18 protein-coding genes are annotated in these 19,286 nt (G+C 55.5%); 13 read left to right on the plus strand and 5 right to left on the minus strand.

Annotation, left to right across the window (positions count from 1 at the left end; genetic code table 11):
• The first annotated feature begins 61 nt into the window (after positions 1-61).
• The 4 genes from HV242_RS02595 to HV242_RS02610 all read left to right on the plus strand — a co-directional run bounded on the left by HV242_RS02595 (position 62) and on the right by HV242_RS02610 (position 4,920).
• Complete coding sequence (locus HV242_RS02595; protein WP_050737549.1) at positions 62-1,327, plus strand: OmpG porin family protein; 1,266 nt, start codon at positions 62-64, stop codon at positions 1,325-1,327.
• Positions 1,328-1,341: 14 nt separating this feature from the next.
• The gene (locus HV242_RS02600; protein WP_050737548.1) at positions 1,342-2,835 is read left to right on the plus strand and encodes a glycoside hydrolase family 32 protein; all 1,494 of its coding nucleotides are present in this window, start codon (positions 1,342-1,344) and stop codon (positions 2,833-2,835) included.
• A 12-nt stretch (positions 2,836-2,847) separates the two neighbouring features.
• Complete coding sequence (locus HV242_RS02605; protein WP_020885345.1) at positions 2,848-3,861, plus strand: OmpG porin family protein; 1,014 nt, start codon at positions 2,848-2,850, stop codon at positions 3,859-3,861.
• Positions 3,862-3,969: 108 nt separating this feature from the next.
• Positions 3,970-4,920 (plus strand): aminoimidazole riboside kinase, encoded by a 951-nt coding sequence (locus HV242_RS02610; protein WP_050737547.1) that lies wholly within the window; start codon positions 3,970-3,972, stop codon positions 4,918-4,920.
• A gap of 210 nt (positions 4,921-5,130) precedes the next feature.
• Here the strand turns inward: HV242_RS02610 and trpS are convergent, their stop codons facing one another.
• On the minus strand, positions 5,131-6,132 hold the full coding sequence (trpS, locus tag HV242_RS02615) for a tryptophan--tRNA ligase (protein ID WP_050737546.1): 1,002 nt from the start codon (positions 6,130-6,132) through the stop codon (positions 5,131-5,133).
• A gap of 199 nt (positions 6,133-6,331) precedes the next feature.
• Between trpS and HV242_RS02620 the strand changes: the two genes are divergently transcribed.
• The gene (locus tag HV242_RS02620) at positions 6,332-6,757 is read left to right on the plus strand and encodes a fosfomycin resistance glutathione transferase FosA2 (RefSeq protein WP_025205684.1); all 426 of its coding nucleotides are present in this window, start codon (positions 6,332-6,334) and stop codon (positions 6,755-6,757) included.
• Here the strand turns inward: HV242_RS02620 and HV242_RS02625 are convergent.
• The gene (locus tag HV242_RS02625) at positions 6,743-7,750 is read right to left on the minus strand and encodes a LacI family DNA-binding transcriptional regulator (RefSeq protein WP_050737545.1); all 1,008 of its coding nucleotides are present in this window, start codon (positions 7,748-7,750) and stop codon (positions 6,743-6,745) included. The genes HV242_RS02620 and HV242_RS02625 overlap by 15 nt on opposite strands.
• A 185-nt stretch (positions 7,751-7,935) precedes the next feature.
• On the opposite strand from HV242_RS02625, the gene HV242_RS02630 reads away from it, so the two are divergent.
• Positions 7,936-9,024 carry a cellulase family glycosylhydrolase gene (locus tag HV242_RS02630; protein ID WP_050737544.1) on the plus strand — a complete coding sequence of 363 codons (1,089 nt, stop codon included), beginning with the start codon at positions 7,936-7,938 and terminating at the stop codon, positions 9,022-9,024.
• A gap of 45 nt (positions 9,025-9,069) precedes the next feature.
• On the plus strand, positions 9,070-10,464 hold the full coding sequence (locus HV242_RS02635; RefSeq protein WP_032681744.1) for an MFS transporter: 1,395 nt from the start codon (positions 9,070-9,072) through the stop codon (positions 10,462-10,464).
• Between the two features lie 33 nt (positions 10,465-10,497).
• Here the strand turns inward: HV242_RS02635 and HV242_RS02640 are convergent, their stop codons facing one another.
• Positions 10,498-10,884 carry a VOC family protein gene (locus HV242_RS02640; protein WP_020885338.1) on the minus strand — a complete coding sequence of 129 codons (387 nt, stop codon included), beginning with the start codon at positions 10,882-10,884 and terminating at the stop codon, positions 10,498-10,500.
• 93 nt (positions 10,885-10,977) lie between these two features.
• Here HV242_RS02640 and HV242_RS02645 point away from each other — a divergent pair, with 93 nt between their 5' ends.
• From HV242_RS02645 to HV242_RS02655, 3 genes are all read left to right on the plus strand, one after another.
• On the plus strand, positions 10,978-11,748 hold the full coding sequence (locus HV242_RS02645) for a DeoR/GlpR family DNA-binding transcription regulator (protein ID WP_050737543.1): 771 nt from the start codon (positions 10,978-10,980) through the stop codon (positions 11,746-11,748).
• Positions 11,749-11,811: 63 nt separating this feature from the next.
• Positions 11,812-12,414 (plus strand): ATP-dependent Clp protease proteolytic subunit, encoded by a 603-nt coding sequence (locus tag HV242_RS02650; RefSeq protein ID WP_014168451.1) that lies wholly within the window; start codon positions 11,812-11,814, stop codon positions 12,412-12,414.
• A gap of 115 nt (positions 12,415-12,529) precedes the next feature.
• A complete protein-coding gene (locus HV242_RS02655) occupies positions 12,530-13,651 on the plus strand; it encodes a ribosomal protein uL16 3-hydroxylase (RefSeq protein ID WP_040018535.1) in 1,122 nt (373 codons plus the stop codon).
• Between the two features lie 38 nt (positions 13,652-13,689).
• Here HV242_RS02655 and HV242_RS02660 read toward each other — a convergent pair whose 3' ends face one another.
• Positions 13,690-13,884, minus strand: coding sequence for a DUF2767 family protein (locus HV242_RS02660; RefSeq protein ID WP_020885335.1), 195 nt, complete (start codon positions 13,882-13,884; stop codon positions 13,690-13,692).
• A gap of 229 nt (positions 13,885-14,113) precedes the next feature.
• On the opposite strand from HV242_RS02660, the gene HV242_RS02665 reads away from it, so the two are divergent.
• From HV242_RS02665 to foxA, 3 genes are all read left to right on the plus strand, one after another.
• Positions 14,114-14,347, plus strand: coding sequence for a DUF2171 domain-containing protein (locus tag HV242_RS02665; protein WP_020885334.1), 234 nt, complete (start codon positions 14,114-14,116; stop codon positions 14,345-14,347).
• A 138-nt stretch (positions 14,348-14,485) separates the two neighbouring features.
• On the plus strand, positions 14,486-15,439 hold the full coding sequence (locus HV242_RS02670; RefSeq protein ID WP_047356929.1) for an AraC family transcriptional regulator: 954 nt from the start codon (positions 14,486-14,488) through the stop codon (positions 15,437-15,439).
• A 121-nt stretch (positions 15,440-15,560) separates the two neighbouring features.
• Positions 15,561-17,669, plus strand: coding sequence for a ferrioxamine B receptor FoxA (gene foxA / locus HV242_RS02675; protein WP_108647525.1), 2,109 nt, complete (start codon positions 15,561-15,563; stop codon positions 17,667-17,669).
• Positions 17,670-17,735: 66 nt separating this feature from the next.
• Here the strand turns inward: foxA and HV242_RS02680 are convergent, their stop codons facing one another.
• A complete protein-coding gene (locus HV242_RS02680) occupies positions 17,736-19,151 on the minus strand; it encodes an aminotransferase-like domain-containing protein (RefSeq protein ID WP_020885331.1) in 1,416 nt (471 codons plus the stop codon).
• Positions 19,152-19,286 lie beyond the last annotated feature (135 nt).

Consider the following 19,286-nt stretch of genomic DNA (forward strand, 5'->3'; position numbering starts at 1 on the left):
AGTTTTTATTTCTGCCAGTCTCTGGCTGGCATGTTATTGTCTGGAATAATGAGAGAGCAAAATGGATGAAAGCGTAATACCTCAAAATTGCATTACCGCGAAAGATAAAAACATATTTGTTCCAGGAAAACAGACGCTGGCATTAATGGTGACATTAGCGGCATTTCCTGCCATTGCTGAAGACGTTACAGGAAACTATCAAAGCTATTTTCAGGATGAATCAGACACCAACGGTACGAGTGTATCATCAGCCAATAACGGTAATGAACAATCGTCCCTTCGTGCTTCGTCTTCTCCGGTTGCTGCAGGTCAACAACCTGAACTCACGACCTCGCCAAAACCCGTGACGTTATCGGCGCAAACGGAGAATAAAAAAGCGGAAGTGAAAAAGCGTTCTAAAGGGGATAACCCCGAAGACGTCAGTCTGTTGCGTTTAAGGCAGGAAGACCCGCCGGTTCACTGGAACAGTATCGGTCGTAATATGGAAGTGGGTGGCCTGCATGGAAACATCGGGTCTCAGATAGAAATTGACGATGTTCGCTGGAGCAATAATAAGAAAAACAGCGGCAAGTTTAAACTCGCCACCATTCAGGCTTTTTTAAGGCACGATGAATTGCCTAACTGGTATTTCGGTTTCTGGAATGCCAGAGAAGACAGTTATAAAGGACAGTTCAGTAATCAGGACTATCAAGGCACCAATACTATAAATGAATTTTTTGTGGGCCATATTTTCGAAACCTGGCGAGGGAATATCGGTACGGAAGTTATGGTCGGCTCCGAAACGGCAACGAAACGCTGGAAAAACCGGTTCAAAGTCTGGCAGGACCTGCGACTGTCCAGCAAATGGAGCCTGGCCGGATACGCGTATGGCGAATATCAGCCTCAGGGTAACGAACCGGGGAATGGCGATCTGGAGCAGTACATTTTCGAAATTGAGCCAGCCATTCAATACCGCGTGAATCCGGATCTCGGACTCTATTTGCGACCCTATTATTACCATAACCGCCAGGAACGTCAGAGCTGGGGCGATATTGTCGAAGAAGAATGGAAAGTCACGGCCGGGCTCTGGCGAAACTGGTATCCATTATTAACCTCCCTGTATGTTGGATTTGGCCAGGACAAAATAGATAACGCCAGCAATGCCAGCGAAGTTTTCTATGACGGTCGGTATAAGTTTATCGGGGGCACGCTGAGTTATCCGGTATTTGGTGAAGTGCGATTATACGGTGAATTCAAAGCACAATTTACGAAAGAAACCGGGCTTTGGACATCGACCGGTCACTCATGGAACCCGTTTACCGTGGTTGGCGTGAATTATAACTTCTGACATTCAGGTGTAGCATGAAAAAATTAATAGTTGCGGCATCTGTCGCGCTGCTTGCGCTTTCACTCGGCAATAATCCTGCCTGGGCGCAGCCTTCGAAAGAAACATTACAGAATAAAAGTATCACCCATATTAATGGCTTTTTCCCGCGGGTTGACGGTTCATTTGTGGGCGACCCCATGCCCGTTTTTAACGATGACAAATTTGATATTTATTATCTTAATGATGTCCGCGGCGGCAGCGATCTGGGGGTACATGCTTTTCATCTCTTGTCGAGTGCCAACTTGTATGATTATCAGAACCATTCCGAAGTGATCCCCTACGTTAACGATGTTGACGATCCTGAACTGTTATTGGGAACCGGTTCGATTATTAAAGTCGGCGATACCTGGCATGCCTGGTACACCGCACACAATGAAAATGTGTTCCCGGTTGAGTCTATTATGCACGCGACCAGTAAGGACCGCCTTCACTGGGTGAAACACCCGCAGGACACCATTTTGCCCGGCGGTAACTATCGGGGTAATGATTTCCGGGACCCTCACGTCGTTTGGGTTGAGGAAAAGAAAGAATACTGGATGTTAATTACTACGCGCAGTAACGGTCGTGGGGTTATTGCCCGGTACAGTTCAACGGATTTAACGCACTGGGAAGATCGCGGCGTATTTTTTGATAACGACACCATCACCAGCAACGCCAACCTCGAATGCCCGACACTGGTTTACTTCAACGGACGCTGGTATCTCAGCTTTAGCGACCAATGGCCGTTACGCCTGACACAATACCGGGTTGCGGATAATCCGGAGGGGCCGTGGCGGAAACTGGACAATTATGTGGTCGACGGCTCGGGTTTTTACGCGGGTAAACTGGTTCTCAAAAACGATCGCCTGTTTGTTTTCGGCTGGATCCCGACGAAAGCCGGTCACCGTGACAGCGGCAATATTGACTGGGCAGGGAATCTGGTTGCTCATGAGCTCATCGCAGATGATCAGGGCCAGCTCAACAGCATCCTGCCCCAGGAGCTTCAGAAGGTCATCAGTGAGAATCCTGGTCCGGTGACCACCTTAACGAGCACTAAAACGCTTAAAACGGCCACGTCGTTCGGCCCCTTACAGTCGGCGCTGTACCCGGCCTTGCCTGAACGCGGTGAGTTGAGCGCAACCATCGATGTTCCTTCTGCCGGAATGGTGATGAGCTTTGGTCTGACCGACGACAGAGTCAGTGATGCGATGCTGAACGTTGTGTTCAATAAGAGCAAAGGAAAAGTCTATTTTTTCAACGCGCCGCTCGCGTCGATTCATCAGGCTAACGCGGAATCCTGGGTAGATGTTCCGATCGGGGAAAAAATTGAGTTACGCGTTCTCATTCAAAACTCAATTGCTGTCTTTTATATAAACAATAAAGCGGCATTCAGTACCCGGATGTATTCCATGCAGGAGAAGCCGTGGAGTATTAGCCTGCCTCAAAACGACCATTTTCACGCGACGTTGAAAATAAAAGAAATGATTTAACGGGATATTATTATGAAAAACTATCATGCCCTGTCTGTTATTTTTGCTCTTCTGTTTCCCGCGCTGGCGAATGCGAGCATGAGCATCATGAAGGACCCCTCGGGAAAGGTTGTTGCCGTGGACCCGTGGTCCTATCTGGATGAAGAGGTTATGTGGACCTCAGCCCGCTCCTCCAATCCTGCCGGTGGCCGCGTTCATGGTCAACTGAAGATGAAATATGCCATTGAGGACAATAACTGGCGTAACAGCCATTTCCACAACGGGAATGATTCACTGACGTTTGTACAAGGCGTGATGCGACACGATGCGTTACCCGGTTGGTATCTGGCTTTCTCTGAGGGCAGAACCACCCACTATAACGGGACGTGGGAGGATCAGTCTTACCTCAGCCAAAACCAGTGGACTCAGTTGATCATCGGCCATGAATATTTTTACAAACGTCTGCGCTATGGCTGGGATGTCATGGGGGGAAGCGCCTCAATCGAGGACCGCTGGCAAGGCCGCGTTAAGTTCTTTACCGATCTTCGGGTTACGGACAATTTCTCATTCTTTAACTATTTGTATCAGCAGATCGATCACCGCCGCAGCGGTGGATCGCAAAATGACCGCGACGTGCGTTCATTTCAGATTGAGCCTGGCGTGCAATATATTATTAATAACACCACCGGCGTCTGGTTCCGCCAGCAATTTGCCTCTGCCATTTTAGACAGGGCGCAATGGGGCGATATTGACGAAAAAAGCTGGACCACGTCTGTCGGCGTCTGGCGCAACTGGGGGAAATTATCCACAACGCTCAGCGGCGGGTATGGCCATTATAAGAAATACAATGCGCAGCCTGAAGATGGCGAAGTCTTCCAGAATACCCGCAACCGCTTCCTGAAGGTATCGGCAAATTATCCGTTGACCTCTCGCTTTACCGTGTCGGGAGAAGTTACTGGCTCGTTGATAAAACAGGACGGAAGCTGGGTGACCCACGGTGAGGCTGTTACCACCGAATATAAGCTGATGCTGGATTATAACTTTTAAACCGTATGCCTGGATAATCCATGGCACCTGTTCACGCTTAAGCACTATTAAAAAAGTGACCTTCCCGCAGGTCACATTTAAAAAGTTAATTATTATTGAGGAAATGTCATGAATATCTGGACTCTTGGCGATGCAGTGGTGGATCTTCTACCGCTTTCAGACATGCAATATCAGGCCTGCGCAGGAGGTGCCCCGTTCAATGTGGCAATTGGCGCTGCGCGTCTGGGCTGCCAGAGTGGTTTTATTGGCCGGGTTGGTGAGGATGACTTTGGTTATTTTCTGAAGAAAACGCTGTCTGACGCAGGCGTTTCAACCGAAAGTCTGCAGTGGGATAATCAGCACAGAACCAGCACGGTATTGGTCTCTCTGGGCCGCGCTGGCGAGCGTGGATTTACGTTTTTAACCAACCCCTCCGCGGATCAATTTTTAACGCCCGATGCGCTGCCCGGTTTTAGCGACGATATTCTGCACTTCTGCTCTCTGGCCCTGGTCGCCGAAACGTGTCGTCATACGCTCGTCACCGCCATCAACCATGTAAAACAGCGTGGGGGATTACTGAGTTTCGACGTGAATTTACGGGAGCAAATGTGGCCCGATAAGCATGAAATGCTCGAGACGGTGCGTCATTTCGCCGCCCAGGCCGACATTCTTAAACTCTCGGAAGAAGAGTGGCACTGGATGACAGGCTCTCACGATTTTTCCCATGCGCTTAACGCCCTCAACGCTCTGCCCGCGCAACTCAAAGTCGTGACCTACGGTGAGCAAGGTGCCATGGTGCTGTGGCGCGACAGCGTTATTCATTTCGACGGTTATACCGTCAACAGTGTTGATACAACCGGGGCTGGCGACGCGTTTGTCGCAGGGTTGCTGGCCTGGATTGCACATCGCGGGATGCCGCAGAATGTTGAACAACTCCACCAGTCCATTGCTCAGGCCAGCGCCTGCGGTGCCCTCGCGACAACGCGCAAAGGGGCGCTGACCGCGTTACCTGATACCAACGCACTTAATAACTTTATCACTCGATTCTCGCTACCGGATTACGAGGTGAAAAAGGGCTAAACAGGGTGAGAACATGTTTTGTTCACATCCTGGATATCAGCGCCGTCCAGACCATTGAGCAGGGCGGCTAGCCGCATCGGTAGAGATATCCCCTGACGCCATCCCTCCAGACTCACTACCGCCGCCACTGCTGCGAGAGTGCGGTGGTTCTGGTTGTGAAGGCCACAGATGCAGGCGTCGACTGAGGAGAAGACGACTGTAATCGCGAGTTCAAAACACCGGCACCCCCAGCCCAACCTTCACCTCCCTCAGCGTCCCCTGTGTCACCGCCTGCGCCCGTTCCGTGCCGCGCTTCAGCATCGCCATCAGCTCCCCTTTATCCTGCATGTACATCGCTCTGCGTTCCCGCATCGGTGCAATCAGCTCCTGCAGGCACGCCTCCAGCTCGTTCTTGCATGCCCGGTCACCCAGTCCGCCCGCCTGATAATGCGCCTTCATCGCTGCCACTTTGGCTTTGTCCGGATGAAACGCGTCGAGGTAGGTAAACACCACGTTTCCCTCAATCTGCCCCGGGTCGCTCACCTTCAGGTGGTTCGGGTCGGTGTACATGGCGCTGACCGCACGGTGAATCGTCTCTTCACTGGCGGAAAGGTGCAGGGTGTTGCCCAGTGATTTCGACATCTTGGCGCTGCCGTCGATACCGGGCAGGCGGCCGGTGTCGCTGAGCATCGCTTTGCAGTGGCGCAGCACCGGGGCAGGCAACAGGCTGTTCATCTTGTGCACAATCTCATTGGTCTGTTCAATCATCGGCAGCTGGTCGTCGCCGACGGGGACGCACTCGGCTTTGAACGCAGTGATGTCCGCCGCCTGGCTGATGGGGTAGACCATAAAACCGACCGGCAGCAAGCGGGCAAAGCCTTTCTGCGCAATCTCGTTTTTCACCGTCGGGTTACGCTCGACGCGGGCGACGGTGACGATATTCATATACAACATTGTCAGCTCGGCGAGAGCGGGCAGGGCGGACTGCAGGCAGAGTGTCGTCAGGTTCGGGTCGATGCCGGCGGCGAGGTAGTCGGCGAGCACTTCAGGGATGTTGTCGCGGATTTTTTGCGGGTTGCTGCCGTTGTCGGTCAGCCCCTGCAGGTCGGCAATCAAGACATACTGGTTATGCGTCTGCTGTAGCGCCACGCGCTGGCGCAGCGAACCGACGAAATGGCCCAGGTGCAGCGGGCCGGTTGGGCGGTCGCCGGTGAGGATGGTTTGAACGTTCATAAAGACTCCTTAATGTGCAATTGCCGAAAGGGGTCTTAGAAATGTGAAAGCCGCCTTTCGGCGGCTATCTGAAAATGGGGAAAACTACTCCGTGCCGCCTTTAAGAAGGCAGCCACCAGCGGTTTACGGTGAGCACGGTGTGGTTTATGTTCATGAAGTTACCGTACCACGTCTGGCGCAAAAAACAAAAGGGCACGTCATGCTGCAATCACTCAACCATCTGACCCTCGCGGTCAGCGACCTGCAAAAAAGCGTCACCTTCTGGCACGAGCTGCTGGGGCTGACGCTGCACGCCCGCTGGAATACCGGGGCCTATCTTACCTGCGGCGATCTGTGGGTCTGCCTGTCGTATGACGAGGCGCGCGGTTACGTGCCGCCGCAGGAGAGCGACTATACCCACTACGCGTTTACCGTTGCGGCGGAAGATTTTGAACCGTTCTCGCACAAACTGGAGCAGGCGGGCGTTACCGTCTGGAAGCAGAACAAAAGCGAGGGGGCATCGTTCTATTTTCTCGACCCGGACGGGCACAAGCTGGAGCTGCACGTGGGCAGCCTCGCCGCGCGGCTGGCGGCGTGCCGGGAGAAACCCTATGCCGGAATGGTCTTCACCTCAGACGAGGCTTGATGTCCGTACCTTCAGCCTGCCCGCCAGCGTCACGTGGGTGGCGGCATCTTCCTGATTGCACAGGTACTCCACCGCCAGCCGTCCCAGTTCGCTGTAGGGGAGCTGGATACTGGTCAGCGGTGGGGTGAGTTGCTCGGAGATCTTCTGGTCGTCGTAGCCCGCCAGCAGCATATCCTGCGGGATGCGCACGCCGTTTACCGCCAGCGCCTGATAGCAGCCGATCGCCAGCCAGTCGCTGGCGCAGAAGATGGCGTCCGGGCGTTTGTCCAGCGCCAGCAGAGAGGTGGTGGCGGTAAAGGATTCGCTGAACTGCCAGTTGGTCTGGCGCACCAGACTCTCGTCACAGGCTAAACCGGCCTGCTGTAAGGCGGCCTGATAGCCGGCCAGCCGCTGGCGGGAGGCCTCCATCCAGCTCTCGCCGGTGATGTGGGCGATACGCGTTGCGCCGCAGGCGATCAGGTGTTTGGTCACCTGGAAGGCGTTGGCGTAGTCGTCCGGAATAAACGACGGCAGCAGCGGCGAGCCGGGGTCGCGCTGATTGAGCAGCACCAGTGGAATGCGGGTGCAGTCCTGAAAAGCGGTCATGTCGACAAGCGTGGTAACGGGGGAGGCGAGGATAATCCCCACGCAGTTGCGCTTCTCCAGCTGGCGGATAATGTTCAGCGCCAGCTCTACGTCATCACCGTAGTCGTACACCGTCAACAGCGCTTCGTTGCGCCATGCGGCTTCCCGCGCCTGACTGATGGCATCGATAAAGGGATCAAAGCTTTGCAGGGAACTGACCAGCAGGGCGATTTCCTCCTGGTTGCGCGGGGCGTGAATGGCAGGCAGGCGGTCATAACCGAGCTCGGTCGCCACGCCGATCACCCGCTGGCGGGTCTCGTCGCTGAGCTTGATGTTACGGGACTGGTTGAGCACCAGCGATACCGTCGCCTGCGACACCCCCGCCGCCCGCGCAATATCGTTCATCGTGACTTTTGTTTTTCGCTTCATCCGTCCTCTCCCTCTCGCGACACCGCATCATACCCTAACTGTTCGCTTACGCGCCGTCGATCACGTTTCTTATTCGCGCCTGCATGAACTTTGTGAAGGCTGTCGCTTTTCGGAGCGTCATGAATTGCGCATTTATCCCGCAACTAATATTTATTAGCTAAATATTATCAGTAAGAGGACGCGTAATGAAAGAGCAGTGGAGCAGGGAGCAGGCACAGGCGTGGTATCAGCAAAAAGGCTGGCTGTGTGGGTTTAACTATTTACCGTCAACGGCGGTGAACTGGACCGATATCTGGCAGGAAGAGACCTTCGATGCCGATACCATTGACCGCGAACTGGGCTGGGCGGCGGAGGCGGGCTACAACACCCTGCGCATCAACCTGCCGTTTATTGTCTGGGAACACGATCGCGACGGCCTGATGGCGCGCATCGACGCGTTTCTGGCGATGGCCGACAGCCGCGGGTTCAGCACCATGCTGACCCTGATGGACGATTGTGGTTTCTCCGGCGATGAACCGTATCTGGGGCCGCAAAAGCCGCCGGTGCCGGGCAAGCACAACAGCCAGGCGGCAGCGAGCCCGGGGCGCGATAAAGTCTGCGATCCTGACTGCTGGCCGCAGATTGAGCGCTATATCCGCGACGTTATCCGCCAGTTCCGCGACGATGAGCGCGTACTGCTGTGGGATCTGTATAACGAGCCGGGCAACCGCGGCATTTTTGCGACCGGTACGCAGGAGGTGCAGTACGACGCGAAGCTGGAGGCCTGCGCGCATGAGCTGATGAAGCTGGTGTTCCGGTGGGTGCGTGAAGAGGATCCCACTCAGCCGCTCACCGTCTGCGCGTGGCGTCTGCCGGCGGAAGAGGAGGGCGAGACGTTTTATCAGCATCCGCTGGATCAAACCGCGCTGGCGCTATCCGACGTGGTGAGCTTCCACGCTTACACCAACACCGGACGCATGACCGCGATTATCCAGCAGCTGCAGGCGCTTGGGCGACCAATCTTCTGCACCGAATGGCTGGCCCGCCACGTGGGCAGCACCCTCGAGGAGCAGCTCCCGCTGATGTACACGGCGAAGGTCGCGCCGTATCAGTGGGGGCTGGTGCGCGGTAAAACCCAGACGTGGCTGCCGTGGCCGGTGGTGATGAAGGAGTCTCCGGACTACTGCCGCCTCTGGTTCCACGACGTCTTTGAGGAGAACGGTATCCCGTTCTCGCGCAGTGAAATGGCCTTAATGAAGAAGCTCCGTAAGATCGCCCCGAAAGCGCAGGGCTAATAATATCGACCCGGCGGTCTGCCGCCGGGCAACCAGGTACGTACTATGGCAATGACAATGAAAATACCGTCTCGCGAGTTGTGGTCTTATTTTGGTTATGGATTAGGTCAGTGTTTTAGCTTTGGTTTAGTGGGTTCGTTTATTAACTATTTTTACACCGACGTGCTCGGGATTTCGGCGCTGGCGGCGAGTACCATCTTCCTGATTGCCCGCGCGTGGGATGCGGTTCACGACCCGCTATTTGCCAGCATAATGGACACCATTAACACCCGGTTCGGCAAGTTTCGCCACTTTTTGCTGATCGCCCCGTTACTCATTACCGGCGTCACGCTGCTGTCGTTCTATAAAATCGAAGCGGACATGACCACCAAAATTCTCTACGCCGGGGTGACGTACATTCTGTGGGGAACGCTGTACGCCATCTCTGATATCCCGTTCTGGTCGATGTCGTCGGTGATGACTAACGACTCCGGGCAGCGCACCCGCGCGGTGACGGCGGCCATGCTGGGGGTTAATGCCGGGATTGCCTGCGCCAACATTTTCTTTCCGAAACTGGCGGCGTTCTTCGCCCAGTACAGCAACGACAAAGGCTATTTTATGGCGGCGCTGGTGATGATGCTGGTCGGCCTGCCGCTGATGCTCAACGGCTTTATGCAGATTAAGGAGCGTGTGCCGCCGAGTCCGGAAAAGGTGACGATACGTGACACCTTCCATAACCTGCGCCAGAACAAGCCGCTATTTATCGTTCTGCTGTCGTTCTTCTTCTGCGTGTTCCATAACGTGGCCGGCGGTCTCTACATCTACTTCTTTATCAACAATATGGGTGACGGCAGCCTGCAGATGGCGATCGGCGTGATGGGGATTATGGCGGCGGTGGTGTGTCTCGTCGCCCCGATGCTGACGCGCAGGATGCAGAAGCGGAAGCTGTTTATGATCCTCTGCGGACTGGATGTCGCGGTACGCGTGGTGATGTGGTTTGTGGGTTATCAGCAGACGGCGATGCTGTTTATCCTGCTTGGCCTGAGTACGCTGTTTGTGATGATGTCCAACATTCTCACCTCGTCGATGATTGCCGACACCATCGAGTATGCGGAGTACCACACCCACAAGCGCTGTGCGGCGATCACCTTCTCCGGACAGACCTTTACCGGCAAGATGTCGGTGGCGGTCGGCGGTGGGTTAATCGGCGTGTTTCTGACGATGATCGGCTATGTCCCGCAGGCGCAAACCCAGAGTGACGGCGTGCTGTCGGGGCTGTTCTTTGGTATCTGTCTGCTGCCCGCCATCGGCTCGCTGATCCGGCTTGGGTTTATGTCGCGCTTTACCTTTACCGAGGAGAAGCATGCGGAGATTTGCCGGTTGCTGGCGGAGCGTCAGCACGAGAAAGCGCAGCAACGTGAGGGCGAGGAAAATCTGGTGCGCCCGGCCACGGTGAATTAAACCTTAACGCCTGCATGGCAGGCGTTATGTCTTTTACTCTCCTGTGAGCTCAATCCGGTTGCCGTCCGGGTCCGCAATCACCGCCTCATAAAACCCATCCCCGGTCATGCGGGGGGCGCTGAGCAGGGTGCCGTTTGACTGCGCCTGCGCCGCCATACGGTCCACATCAGCCTGGCTGCCGACGTGAATGGCGATATGCGCCCAGCCAATAAACTCCGGATGAGCCGGGGCGTCGGGCAGGTCCGGCACCGTCATCAGTTCAAGGGTTGGCCCGCCATCCAGGGTAATAAAATGTGACGCAAAGCCCGGACGATTTTTGCTGAGGTAGCGTTCATTACGACGTCCGCCAAAAACCGTTTCCCAGAACTGTACCTGTGCATCAAGGTGTCGGGTCCAGAGTGCAACATGGGCAATGTTCATTGTTATCCTCGCGGTGAGTGCTGATTGACAGAGCATGCGCAGTGCAACATTATGCGCTTTAATGCTCGGTTTTGTTATTTTAAAGGACTTATAATGCTCGATTGTGCTGCTTTTCCGGATCAACGACAAGCGCTGATCCGTCAGATCCTTCAGGAGAGCGGAAGGGTGGTGTGCACCGAACTGGCGACACAAATGAAGGTCTCCGAGCACACCATTCGCCGTGATTTACATGAGCTTAGCAAAGAGGGCTTCTGTAAAAAGGTCTACGGTGGCGCGGTACTTCAGCTGCCGGATGCGGGGACATTTAGCCGCCGCGAGCAGGAAAACAGTGCACAAAAAGCCACAATCGCGCAGAAAGCGGCAACGCTGATCAAAGCAGGTGGCTGTATCTTTATGGATACGGGCACCACCAACCTGGCGCTGGCGAAAGCCCTTCCTGCCGAACTCAGCGTGACGGTGGTGACCAACTCCCCGGCCATCGCGACCGCGCTGCTGCAACATCCGCTGTGCGAGGTGATCATCACCGGCGGGCAGATCCAGCGGGCGTCCGGCGCGACGGTGGGTGCCACGGCTGCAAGCCAGCTTGAGGGGATTATCTTTGATCAGGCCTTTATCGGTGGCTGTGCGATGGATCCTGAGATGGGGCTGACCGGTTTTGATTTTGCCGATTGTGCGTTCAAAAAAGCGGTGATCGCCCAGAGCAACCAGACCATCGTGGCGTTGACTGCTGACAAGCTTCCCGGCGTGGCGCGCTTTGTCGTGGCAAAGAGCCGGGACATTGATGTGCTGGTGGTGGACGCGAATATTAAACAGGACGTTATCGACGCGTTTGCGGCGCAGGATGTTCGCATTGTGTGCGCCTGAGGACTTTGACCGGTAAAACAGGCTACACTCTGGTTTTGAGCGCTAAATGCTGAGGACATAACAATGCACTACACACTGAAAGAAGGCGATAAGGATAAAGCGGAAGGGTCAAACGGCGCGGGCGCGCTGCAGCAAAAACTGCTCGAGTCCCGCTCGATTGTTATCTCCGGTGAGATCAACCAGGAACTGGCGCAAAAAGTCATTACCCAACTGATCCTGCTGCAAAGCGTGAGCAACGATCCGATCAAGCTGTACATCAACAGCCAGGGTGGCCACGTGGAAGCGGGTGATACCATCCATGACTTCATCAAGTTCATCCGTCCGGACGTACACATCATCGGTACCGGCTGGGTGGCGAGCGCCGGGATCACCATCTTCCTGGCGGCGAAAAAAGAACATCGCTACTCTCTGCCCAACACCCGCTTTATGATCCACCAGCCGCTGGGTGGCGTGCGTGGTCAGGCGACGGATATTGAGATTGAAGCGCGCGAGATCATCCGCATGCTGGATCGCGTGAACAAGCTGATTGCTGACGCCACCGGCCAGCCGCTGGAAAAAGTGAAAAAAGACACCGACCGCAACTTCTGGATGTCTCCGGCAGAAGCGCTGGACTACGGCATAGTGGGTAAACTGATTACGCATTATGACGATCTGAAGCTGGATTGATCCCTCAGGGCCGGACGTTTGCGCCGGCCTTCTCCTCTCGTTTGACCCATGACAAGTTCCCCCTTGACCGTCTCCCCTATAATCGCGCCTGTTTACCCTCTCACTGGTGCTACCCATGGCGTATCAACTGAACCTGAACTGGCCGGAATTTCTTGAAAAATACTGGCAGAAACAACCCGTAGTGCTGAAAAATGCCTTCCCTGATTTTGTCGACCCGATTACCCCGGACGAACTGGCAGGGCTGGCGATGGAGCCTGAAGTCGATAGCCGTCTGGTCAGCCATTCCAACGGTAAATGGCAGGCCAGCAATGGTCCGTTTGAGCACTTCGATGGCCTGGGTGAAACCGGCTGGTCGCTGCTGGCGCAGGCGGTGAACCACTGGCACATGCCTGCAGCGGAGCTGGTGCGCCCGTTCCGCGTCTTGCCAGACTGGCGTCTGGATGACCTGATGATCTCCTTCTCTGTCCCTGGCGGCGGCGTGGGCCCGCATATCGATCAGTACGATGTGTTTATCATTCAGGGGATGGGAAGCCGCCGCTGGCGCGTGGGTGACAAGCTGCCAATGCGCCAGTTCTGCCCGCATCCGGCGCTGTTGCACGTTGATCCGTTTGAGCCGATCATCGACGAAGATCTGGCCCCGGGCGATATCCTCTACATTCCACCTGGCTTCCCGCACGACGGCTTTACCCACGAAACGGCGCTCAACTACTCCGTCGGTTTCCGTGGGCCGAACGGCCGCGATCTGATCAGCAGCTTTGCCGATTACGCGCTGGAAAACGATCTGGGCGGCGAGCACTACAGCGATCCGGATCTGACCTGCCGCGAACACCCTGGACGCGTGGAACAGTACGAGCTGGATCGTATTCGCCAGATGATGATCGACATGATCAGCAAGCCTGATGATTTCACGAAATGGTTCGGTAGCTTTGTCTCAACGCCGCGCCATGAGCTGGATATTGCCACCGCAGAACCGCCGTACACGGCAGAAGAAGTGCGTGATGCATTGCAAGGGGGCGAAACGCTGTCTCGCCTGAGCGGTCTGCGCGTGTTGAATATCAACGGTAGCGTCTTCATCAACAGCGAACTGCTGGAAACGGTAGATGCGAAGGCCGCGGACGTGCTGTGTCGCTACACGGAACTCGGCCAGGCTGAGCTGGGCGAGGCGCTGAATAATCCGGCGTTTATTGACGAACTGACCGGACTGATTAACCAGGGCTACTGGTTCTTCGACGAGTAACGGCTGGCGGCGTTTAGCCAGGCTAAACGCCGCCTCGTTCAGACCAGCATATTACAGGCTTTCCAGTAATTCAGGAGCCGCTCATCGTCGCGCTCCTTCTCTGCTTTTGTTTTCATCGCCTGCGCCAGATTTTCACGCGACAGCTCGTGGCCTTTTTGCACAATGTCTAAAACCGCTTCACCAAGAGCCAGTGAAATTTCTGTACGATTATTACGAATATTACGAATCGTCATTAATGCCTCCTCGTTGGTTGCGATAATGTAATTATGAAATAAAAAATAAACTGCGAGAATAATTCATCTTATTCTTATTTTTTCATTATGCTTCGCTATGCCTCGCGGTAGCCATAATATTCTGTTGTGTCAATGATGTTTCAAAATGCTAATAAGCGCCCGTAAGCCAAATTTATGCGCTACAGTTAATTCCGTGCAACGGCCAAATAACCAAAACGGGAGAATTATTATGGTAGATAAAAACGCAATTATGGATCACGCTCAGGTTGTCGCCAGCTGCGGAACACACGTCGGTGTTGTGGACCATCTGGATGGTGAGCGCATCAAGCTTGCGAAAAGCGATCCGGAATCCGGTGGGAAGCACCACTTTATACCGCTCGGCTGGGTGGACAAAGTGGATGATAATAAAGTTGTCCTGACCAAAAACCATAAAGAGGTTTTTGCTGAGTGGCAGCAAGCATAAATATATCTCTTTAACTGAAATATATTTCTTCGCTCCGGCTCAGACCGGAGCGTAATACGTTTTATGCCCAGTGATTGCTGCCACCACCAATGAATGGTACTGTTTCGTTTGTCCTTTCCCCGATGCAGGCACCGTCATATGCTCCAGCGTGAAAATAGATCAGCGAAACGCCTGTTTTTTGTTGAGGATTTTCAGATATTCGGTGAGCGCTACGGCATCGACTACCGGTTCCCGCAGTTAAAAGATGCGCAGGTCAACAACCGTGCCGTGCTGCAGGGGAATGTGGAAGAGATGACGCTTTCATCCGGCATTTCACTGACCCACTCCAACGTTCGCGTTTTACAACCTTACGAAACCACCTCTCGCCATAGCAGCCCACTTTATATGCTGGTGGTGCTGGAAGGGGGCGTCACGATCGCGCTCAATGGCGTTGAATATGTCGTACGATCCGGCATGGCCTTCAGCTCCCGCCTGAGTGAAGAGCAGATAATGTGCGCGCGTCACGATGCCGACAGCACGCTGAAAACGCTCTCGTTTGGTCTATTCCCACACGATGCCAGGCGCGAGACCCTGCTTGAGTCGCTGCTCCAGGAATGGCAAAGCCTGAATGCGCCCACTCTGGTCTGGCACGTTCCTGAGTTTGTCCTTGCGGGGATCCAGCATGCTCAGCAGCAGGGTCTAAGCGCGTTATCCCGTCAGCTGTTGCTGGAAGGGCTGATGTATCAGCTTCTGGGCCAGGGTTTGGCGCAGCGCCAGCAATCCTTCCCGTGCCGGCCTGAACATACGCGTCTTGAACGCGTGCGCAGCAGGCTGGAACAGTCTCCGGAGCAGGATCATACTCTTGCGCAGCTGGCCGCCCTCGCCGCCATGAGCCCGAGCAGCCTGCGCAGCAAGTTTCGTCAACGCTACGGCTGCACCCTTTTCGATTACCTGCGTGAATGTCGGCTCGCGCTGGCGCGTCGCTATCTGCTTGAAGGCTATAGCGTGCAGCAGGCTGCATGGATGTGTGGCTATCAGCACGCCACCAATTTCGCTACCGCGTTTCGCCGCCATTACGGTATTGCACCGGGCGACGTGCGCAAACGCCGCTAACCTACTTTCTCTCTTCGCGCGAACGCAACCCGTGCGGTTTAGCACCGCGCATACGTATCCTGGCGGCGCGCATAGCTGTTTGCCCTCTCAAAAAGGTAATAATTCTTATTAACAATAAGAAATACCTTTGGAGAGGGTTATGTTTGCTAAGTCACGTCTGGCACTGCTGGTGGGATGGGTTACCGGTAGCGTCGCTTTTCCTTTACTGGCGCAGGATGCCCAAAAAACGGACACCGTTGTGGTCACGTCGCAGATGCAATCTGCTGCCACCAAGCTTGAAACGCCGGATATAGAGACTCCGCAGTCGGTCTCTATCGTTACCCGCGAGCAGTTTGAAGAGCAGGGCGCGACCAGCGTGCGCCAGGCGGTGAGTTACACGCCGGGGGTTTACAGCAACCAGATTGGCGCGTCAAACCGCTTCGACTACATGGTGCTGCGCGGTTTCTCCGACGGCAGTCTGGATAACGTCTACCTCGACGGCCTGAAGATGATGGGAGACACCAACTCTCACAGCTCGCTAGTGGTGGATCCCTGGTTCCTCGACAATATCGAGGTGGTGCGTGGCCCGGCCTCCGTGCTGTACGGCCGTTCATCGCCGGGCGGTATCGTGGCGCTGACCTCCCGCAAGCCGTCGTTCGATCCGGGCGGGGAGATTAAGCTATTTGCCGGGAACAATAACCAGCGCGGGGCGATGTTCGACGTTACCGGTCCAGTCGATGATAACGACCGCGTGGCGGTGCGCCTCAGCGGGATGACCCGCTATGCCGATTCCCAGTTTGATCCGCTGAAGGAAGAGCGCTACGCGCTGATGCCGAGCCTGACCTGGCGCATCACTGATAACACGCGTCTGGATCTGATGGCCTATCTGCACCGCGATCCGGAAGGGGGGAGCCACTCCGGCCTGCCTTATGACGGCACCGTGGTGCCGCATAACGGTAAGAAAATCACCAACACCTTCTTTGAAGGTGAGGATGATTACGACAAGTACGATCGTCGGGAAAACATGGTGGGCTACAACATTGAGCACATGTTCGACAGCGGCTGGACGGTGCGCCAGAAGCTGCGCTATCTGCACACCAAAGTGGAGCTGAATCAGGTATATGCCGCGGGCTGGCTGAACGATACCGAGCTCAACCGCGGCTATTCCGGTTCTGACGAGAAGATGAATGCCATCACGCTGGATAACCAGGTCGACGGCAGTTTCGATACCGGGGCAGTTAACCACCGCGTGCTGATCGGCCTGGATTATCAGGACCGTACCAATAACGTGACCGGCTACTACGGCGGTTTCCCGCCCATCGACGCGTTCCACCCGGTTTACGGCGCGAAACCGGATTACATCACCCAGTACAGCAAGGAAAAACATAAGCTGCGCCAGACCGGGTACTACCTGCAGGATCAGATGTCCATTGACCGCTGGCGCCTGACGCTGGGCGGGCGTTATGACCAGGTAAGCGTGTCGAACGTTGATAACGTTAACCATACCCGCAGCGACCTGGATAAGAACAACGTCAGCAGCCGCGCGGCGTTGCTGTATCTGTTTGATAACGGTGTCGCGCCGTACGTCAGCTACTCCACGGCCTTTACGCCGACCAGTTTCGCCGATGAGCAGGGCAACATTCTGGACCCGATGAAAGGCAAGCAGTGGGAAGCGGGCGTGAAGTATGAACCCGAGGGGATGAACAGCCAGTTCAGCGCCTCGGTGTTCCGCATCAACCAGAAGAATATCGCCACCAAAGAGGAGCCGACCGATCCGTACCGTTCCATCGGTGAAATCGAGTCCGAGGGCGTTGAGCTGGAAGCGGTGGGTCAACTGACCGACAGCCTGCGCATGCAGGCGGCGTACACCTATACCGACATTCGCTACAAGAAGAGCAGCCCGGAAGAGGAGGGCAAGCGCGCCGTCTATGCGCCGCGGAATATGGCCAGTGCCTGGCTCAGCTACGACGTGAAAACGGGCCCGCTGGACGGCCTGACCGTCGGCTCCGGCGTTCGTTACGTCAACGGCATTACCAGCGATCGCCAGAACACCCATACGCTGCCGTCGTATACGCTGGTGGATATGGTGGTGGGGTATGACCTGTCGAAGGTGGGGCTCACGGGCATGAGCGCGCAGCTGAACGTCAATAATCTGACCGATAAACGCTATGTGGCGGCGTGTAACTCGCTCTCCTACTGCTATTTCGGCGCGGAACGCAGTATCGTTGGCAGCGTTTCATGGACGTTTTGAGTCGGTGACAGTGCCGGGCGGCGGTGACGCCTTGCCCGGCCTGGTGGAGGAGGGCATCAGGCCGCACTACGCCTCCATCGCAATCACAATTGCCTCACCCATCTTCTTCAGCGCCTCGCGATGCTTCTCCGTTGGCGGTAACGCAACGTTGATCCGCAGGCAGTTGCGGTACTTGCCGGACGCAGAGAACAGCGACCCGGCTGCCGCCTGGATCTTCAGCCGGCACAGCTGCTTGCTGACGCACACCATGTCGACGTTTTCCGGTAACTCCACCCACAGCAAAAAACTGCCCTGCGGGCGCGTCACGCAGATCTCCGCCGGGAAGTACTGCCGTACCCAGCAGGTATAGGTTTCCATATTCTGCTGATAAATCTGGCGCATACGGCGAACGTGACGATGATAATGGCCGTCGCGAATAAACGCCGCCACCGCCATCTGCGTTCCCGGCACGTTAAAGCCGCCCGCAGCGTATTTCATGTGCATCACCCGGTCGTAATAGCGCCCCGGCACAATCCAGCCGACGCGCAGGCCCGGTGCCACGGTCTTGGTAAACGAGCTGCACAGGAGTACGCGGCCATCAATGTCCATGGAGTGAATGGTGCGCGGGCGCGGGTATTCCGCCGCCAGCTCGCCGTAAATATCATCCTCCACGATCACGATATCGTGCCGCTGGGCAAGAGCCAGCACCTGCTTCTTCCGCGCTTCCGGCATGATAAAACCCAGCGGGTTATTGCAGTTGGGCACCAGGATCACCGCTTTAATGGGCCACTGCTCCAGCGCCAGCTCTAACGCTTCAATGCTGATCCCGGTTTCGGGATCGGTGGGAATTTCGATGGCTTTGATGTTGAACCCGCGCAGCATCTGCATGGTGCCGTGAAACGACGGGGATTCCACGGCCACAATATCGCCCGGTTTGCATATCGAGAGCAGGGCAATCGACAGCGCGCCGTGGCAGCCATTGGTGATGACAATCTCATTCGCGGCCACGGTAGAGCCGCCGTCCAGCATCAGCCGTGCGATCTGCTCGCGCAGCTCGAGCCGACCGTCGAGCACGTCATAGCTCAGCATCTCGCCCGGGTTGTGCTGCGCGATGCGGCTCATTTCACGCCATAGCGGTTTCAGGCTCGGTTGATTGACGTCCGGCGAGCCGCCGCCAAAGGAGATCATCTCTTTGTCGGCACGGGCATCCAGCAGCATCATCACTTCATCCCACTGGGTGACGTCTACCGGACGCTGCACCGGACGCGTCATTGCCGGTACGGGCGGCATGGCCTTACGTTGCGAGACAAAATAGCCGGAGCGTGGCTGAGGCGTGATCAGCTGCAGATTTTCGAGGATCTGGTAAGCCTGCTGTATGGTGCTGATGCTAACGCCATGCTCCTGGCTCAGCGCGCGCACCGATGGCAGACGTTCACCGCTGCGATACAGCCCTTGTTGAATGCGTTCCGCCAGAAGGTTGGCGAGATGTTGGTAGCGCGTCATGCTGTATCCTTTGTTTTCACCATACAGATTGTAAAACCAGTACAGATTGCCGCAAAAAACGGCATGCAGATACACTTTTAGCGGATCTGTATGTTAAACAAAAGATGTTTTTGAATCTGTATTGTACGCCCTGAA

Source organism: Enterobacter sp. RHBSTW-00593, from assembly GCF_013784105.1.
GTDB classification, from domain to species: domain Bacteria; phylum Pseudomonadota; class Gammaproteobacteria; order Enterobacterales; family Enterobacteriaceae; genus Enterobacter; species Enterobacter ludwigii.

Excerpts from the sequence above, each read along its gene's own strand:
- HV242_RS02595 (WP_050737549.1), top strand. The coding sequence starts at position 62 with ATGGATGAAAGCGTAATACCTCAAAATTGCATTACCGCGAAAGATAAA.
- HV242_RS02600 (WP_050737548.1), top strand. The coding sequence starts at position 1,342 with ATGAAAAAATTAATAGTTGCGGCATCTGTCGCGCTGCTTGCGCTTTCA.
- HV242_RS02605 (WP_020885345.1), top strand. The coding sequence starts at position 2,848 with ATGAAAAACTATCATGCCCTGTCTGTTATTTTTGCTCTTCTGTTTCCC.
- HV242_RS02610 (WP_050737547.1), top strand. The coding sequence starts at position 3,970 with ATGAATATCTGGACTCTTGGCGATGCAGTGGTGGATCTTCTACCGCTT.
- trpS (WP_050737546.1), bottom strand. The coding sequence starts at position 6,132 with ATGAACGTTCAAACCATCCTCACCGGCGACCGCCCAACCGGCCCGCTG.
- HV242_RS02620 (WP_025205684.1), top strand. The coding sequence starts at position 6,332 with ATGCTGCAATCACTCAACCATCTGACCCTCGCGGTCAGCGACCTGCAA.
- HV242_RS02625 (WP_050737545.1), bottom strand. The coding sequence starts at position 7,750 with ATGAAGCGAAAAACAAAAGTCACGATGAACGATATTGCGCGGGCGGCG.
- HV242_RS02630 (WP_050737544.1), top strand. The coding sequence starts at position 7,936 with ATGAAAGAGCAGTGGAGCAGGGAGCAGGCACAGGCGTGGTATCAGCAA.
- HV242_RS02635 (WP_032681744.1), top strand. The coding sequence starts at position 9,070 with ATGGCAATGACAATGAAAATACCGTCTCGCGAGTTGTGGTCTTATTTT.
- HV242_RS02640 (WP_020885338.1), bottom strand. The coding sequence starts at position 10,884 with ATGAACATTGCCCATGTTGCACTCTGGACCCGACACCTTGATGCACAG.
- HV242_RS02645 (WP_050737543.1), top strand. The coding sequence starts at position 10,978 with ATGCTCGATTGTGCTGCTTTTCCGGATCAACGACAAGCGCTGATCCGT.
- HV242_RS02650 (WP_014168451.1), top strand. The coding sequence starts at position 11,812 with ATGCACTACACACTGAAAGAAGGCGATAAGGATAAAGCGGAAGGGTCA.
- HV242_RS02655 (WP_040018535.1), top strand. The coding sequence starts at position 12,530 with ATGGCGTATCAACTGAACCTGAACTGGCCGGAATTTCTTGAAAAATAC.
- HV242_RS02660 (WP_020885335.1), bottom strand. The coding sequence starts at position 13,884 with ATGACGATTCGTAATATTCGTAATAATCGTACAGAAATTTCACTGGCT.
- HV242_RS02665 (WP_020885334.1), top strand. The coding sequence starts at position 14,114 with ATGGTAGATAAAAACGCAATTATGGATCACGCTCAGGTTGTCGCCAGC.
- HV242_RS02670 (WP_047356929.1), top strand. The coding sequence starts at position 14,486 with ATGCTCCAGCGTGAAAATAGATCAGCGAAACGCCTGTTTTTTGTTGAG.
- HV242_RS02680 (WP_020885331.1), bottom strand. The coding sequence starts at position 19,151 with ATGACGCGCTACCAACATCTCGCCAACCTTCTGGCGGAACGCATTCAA.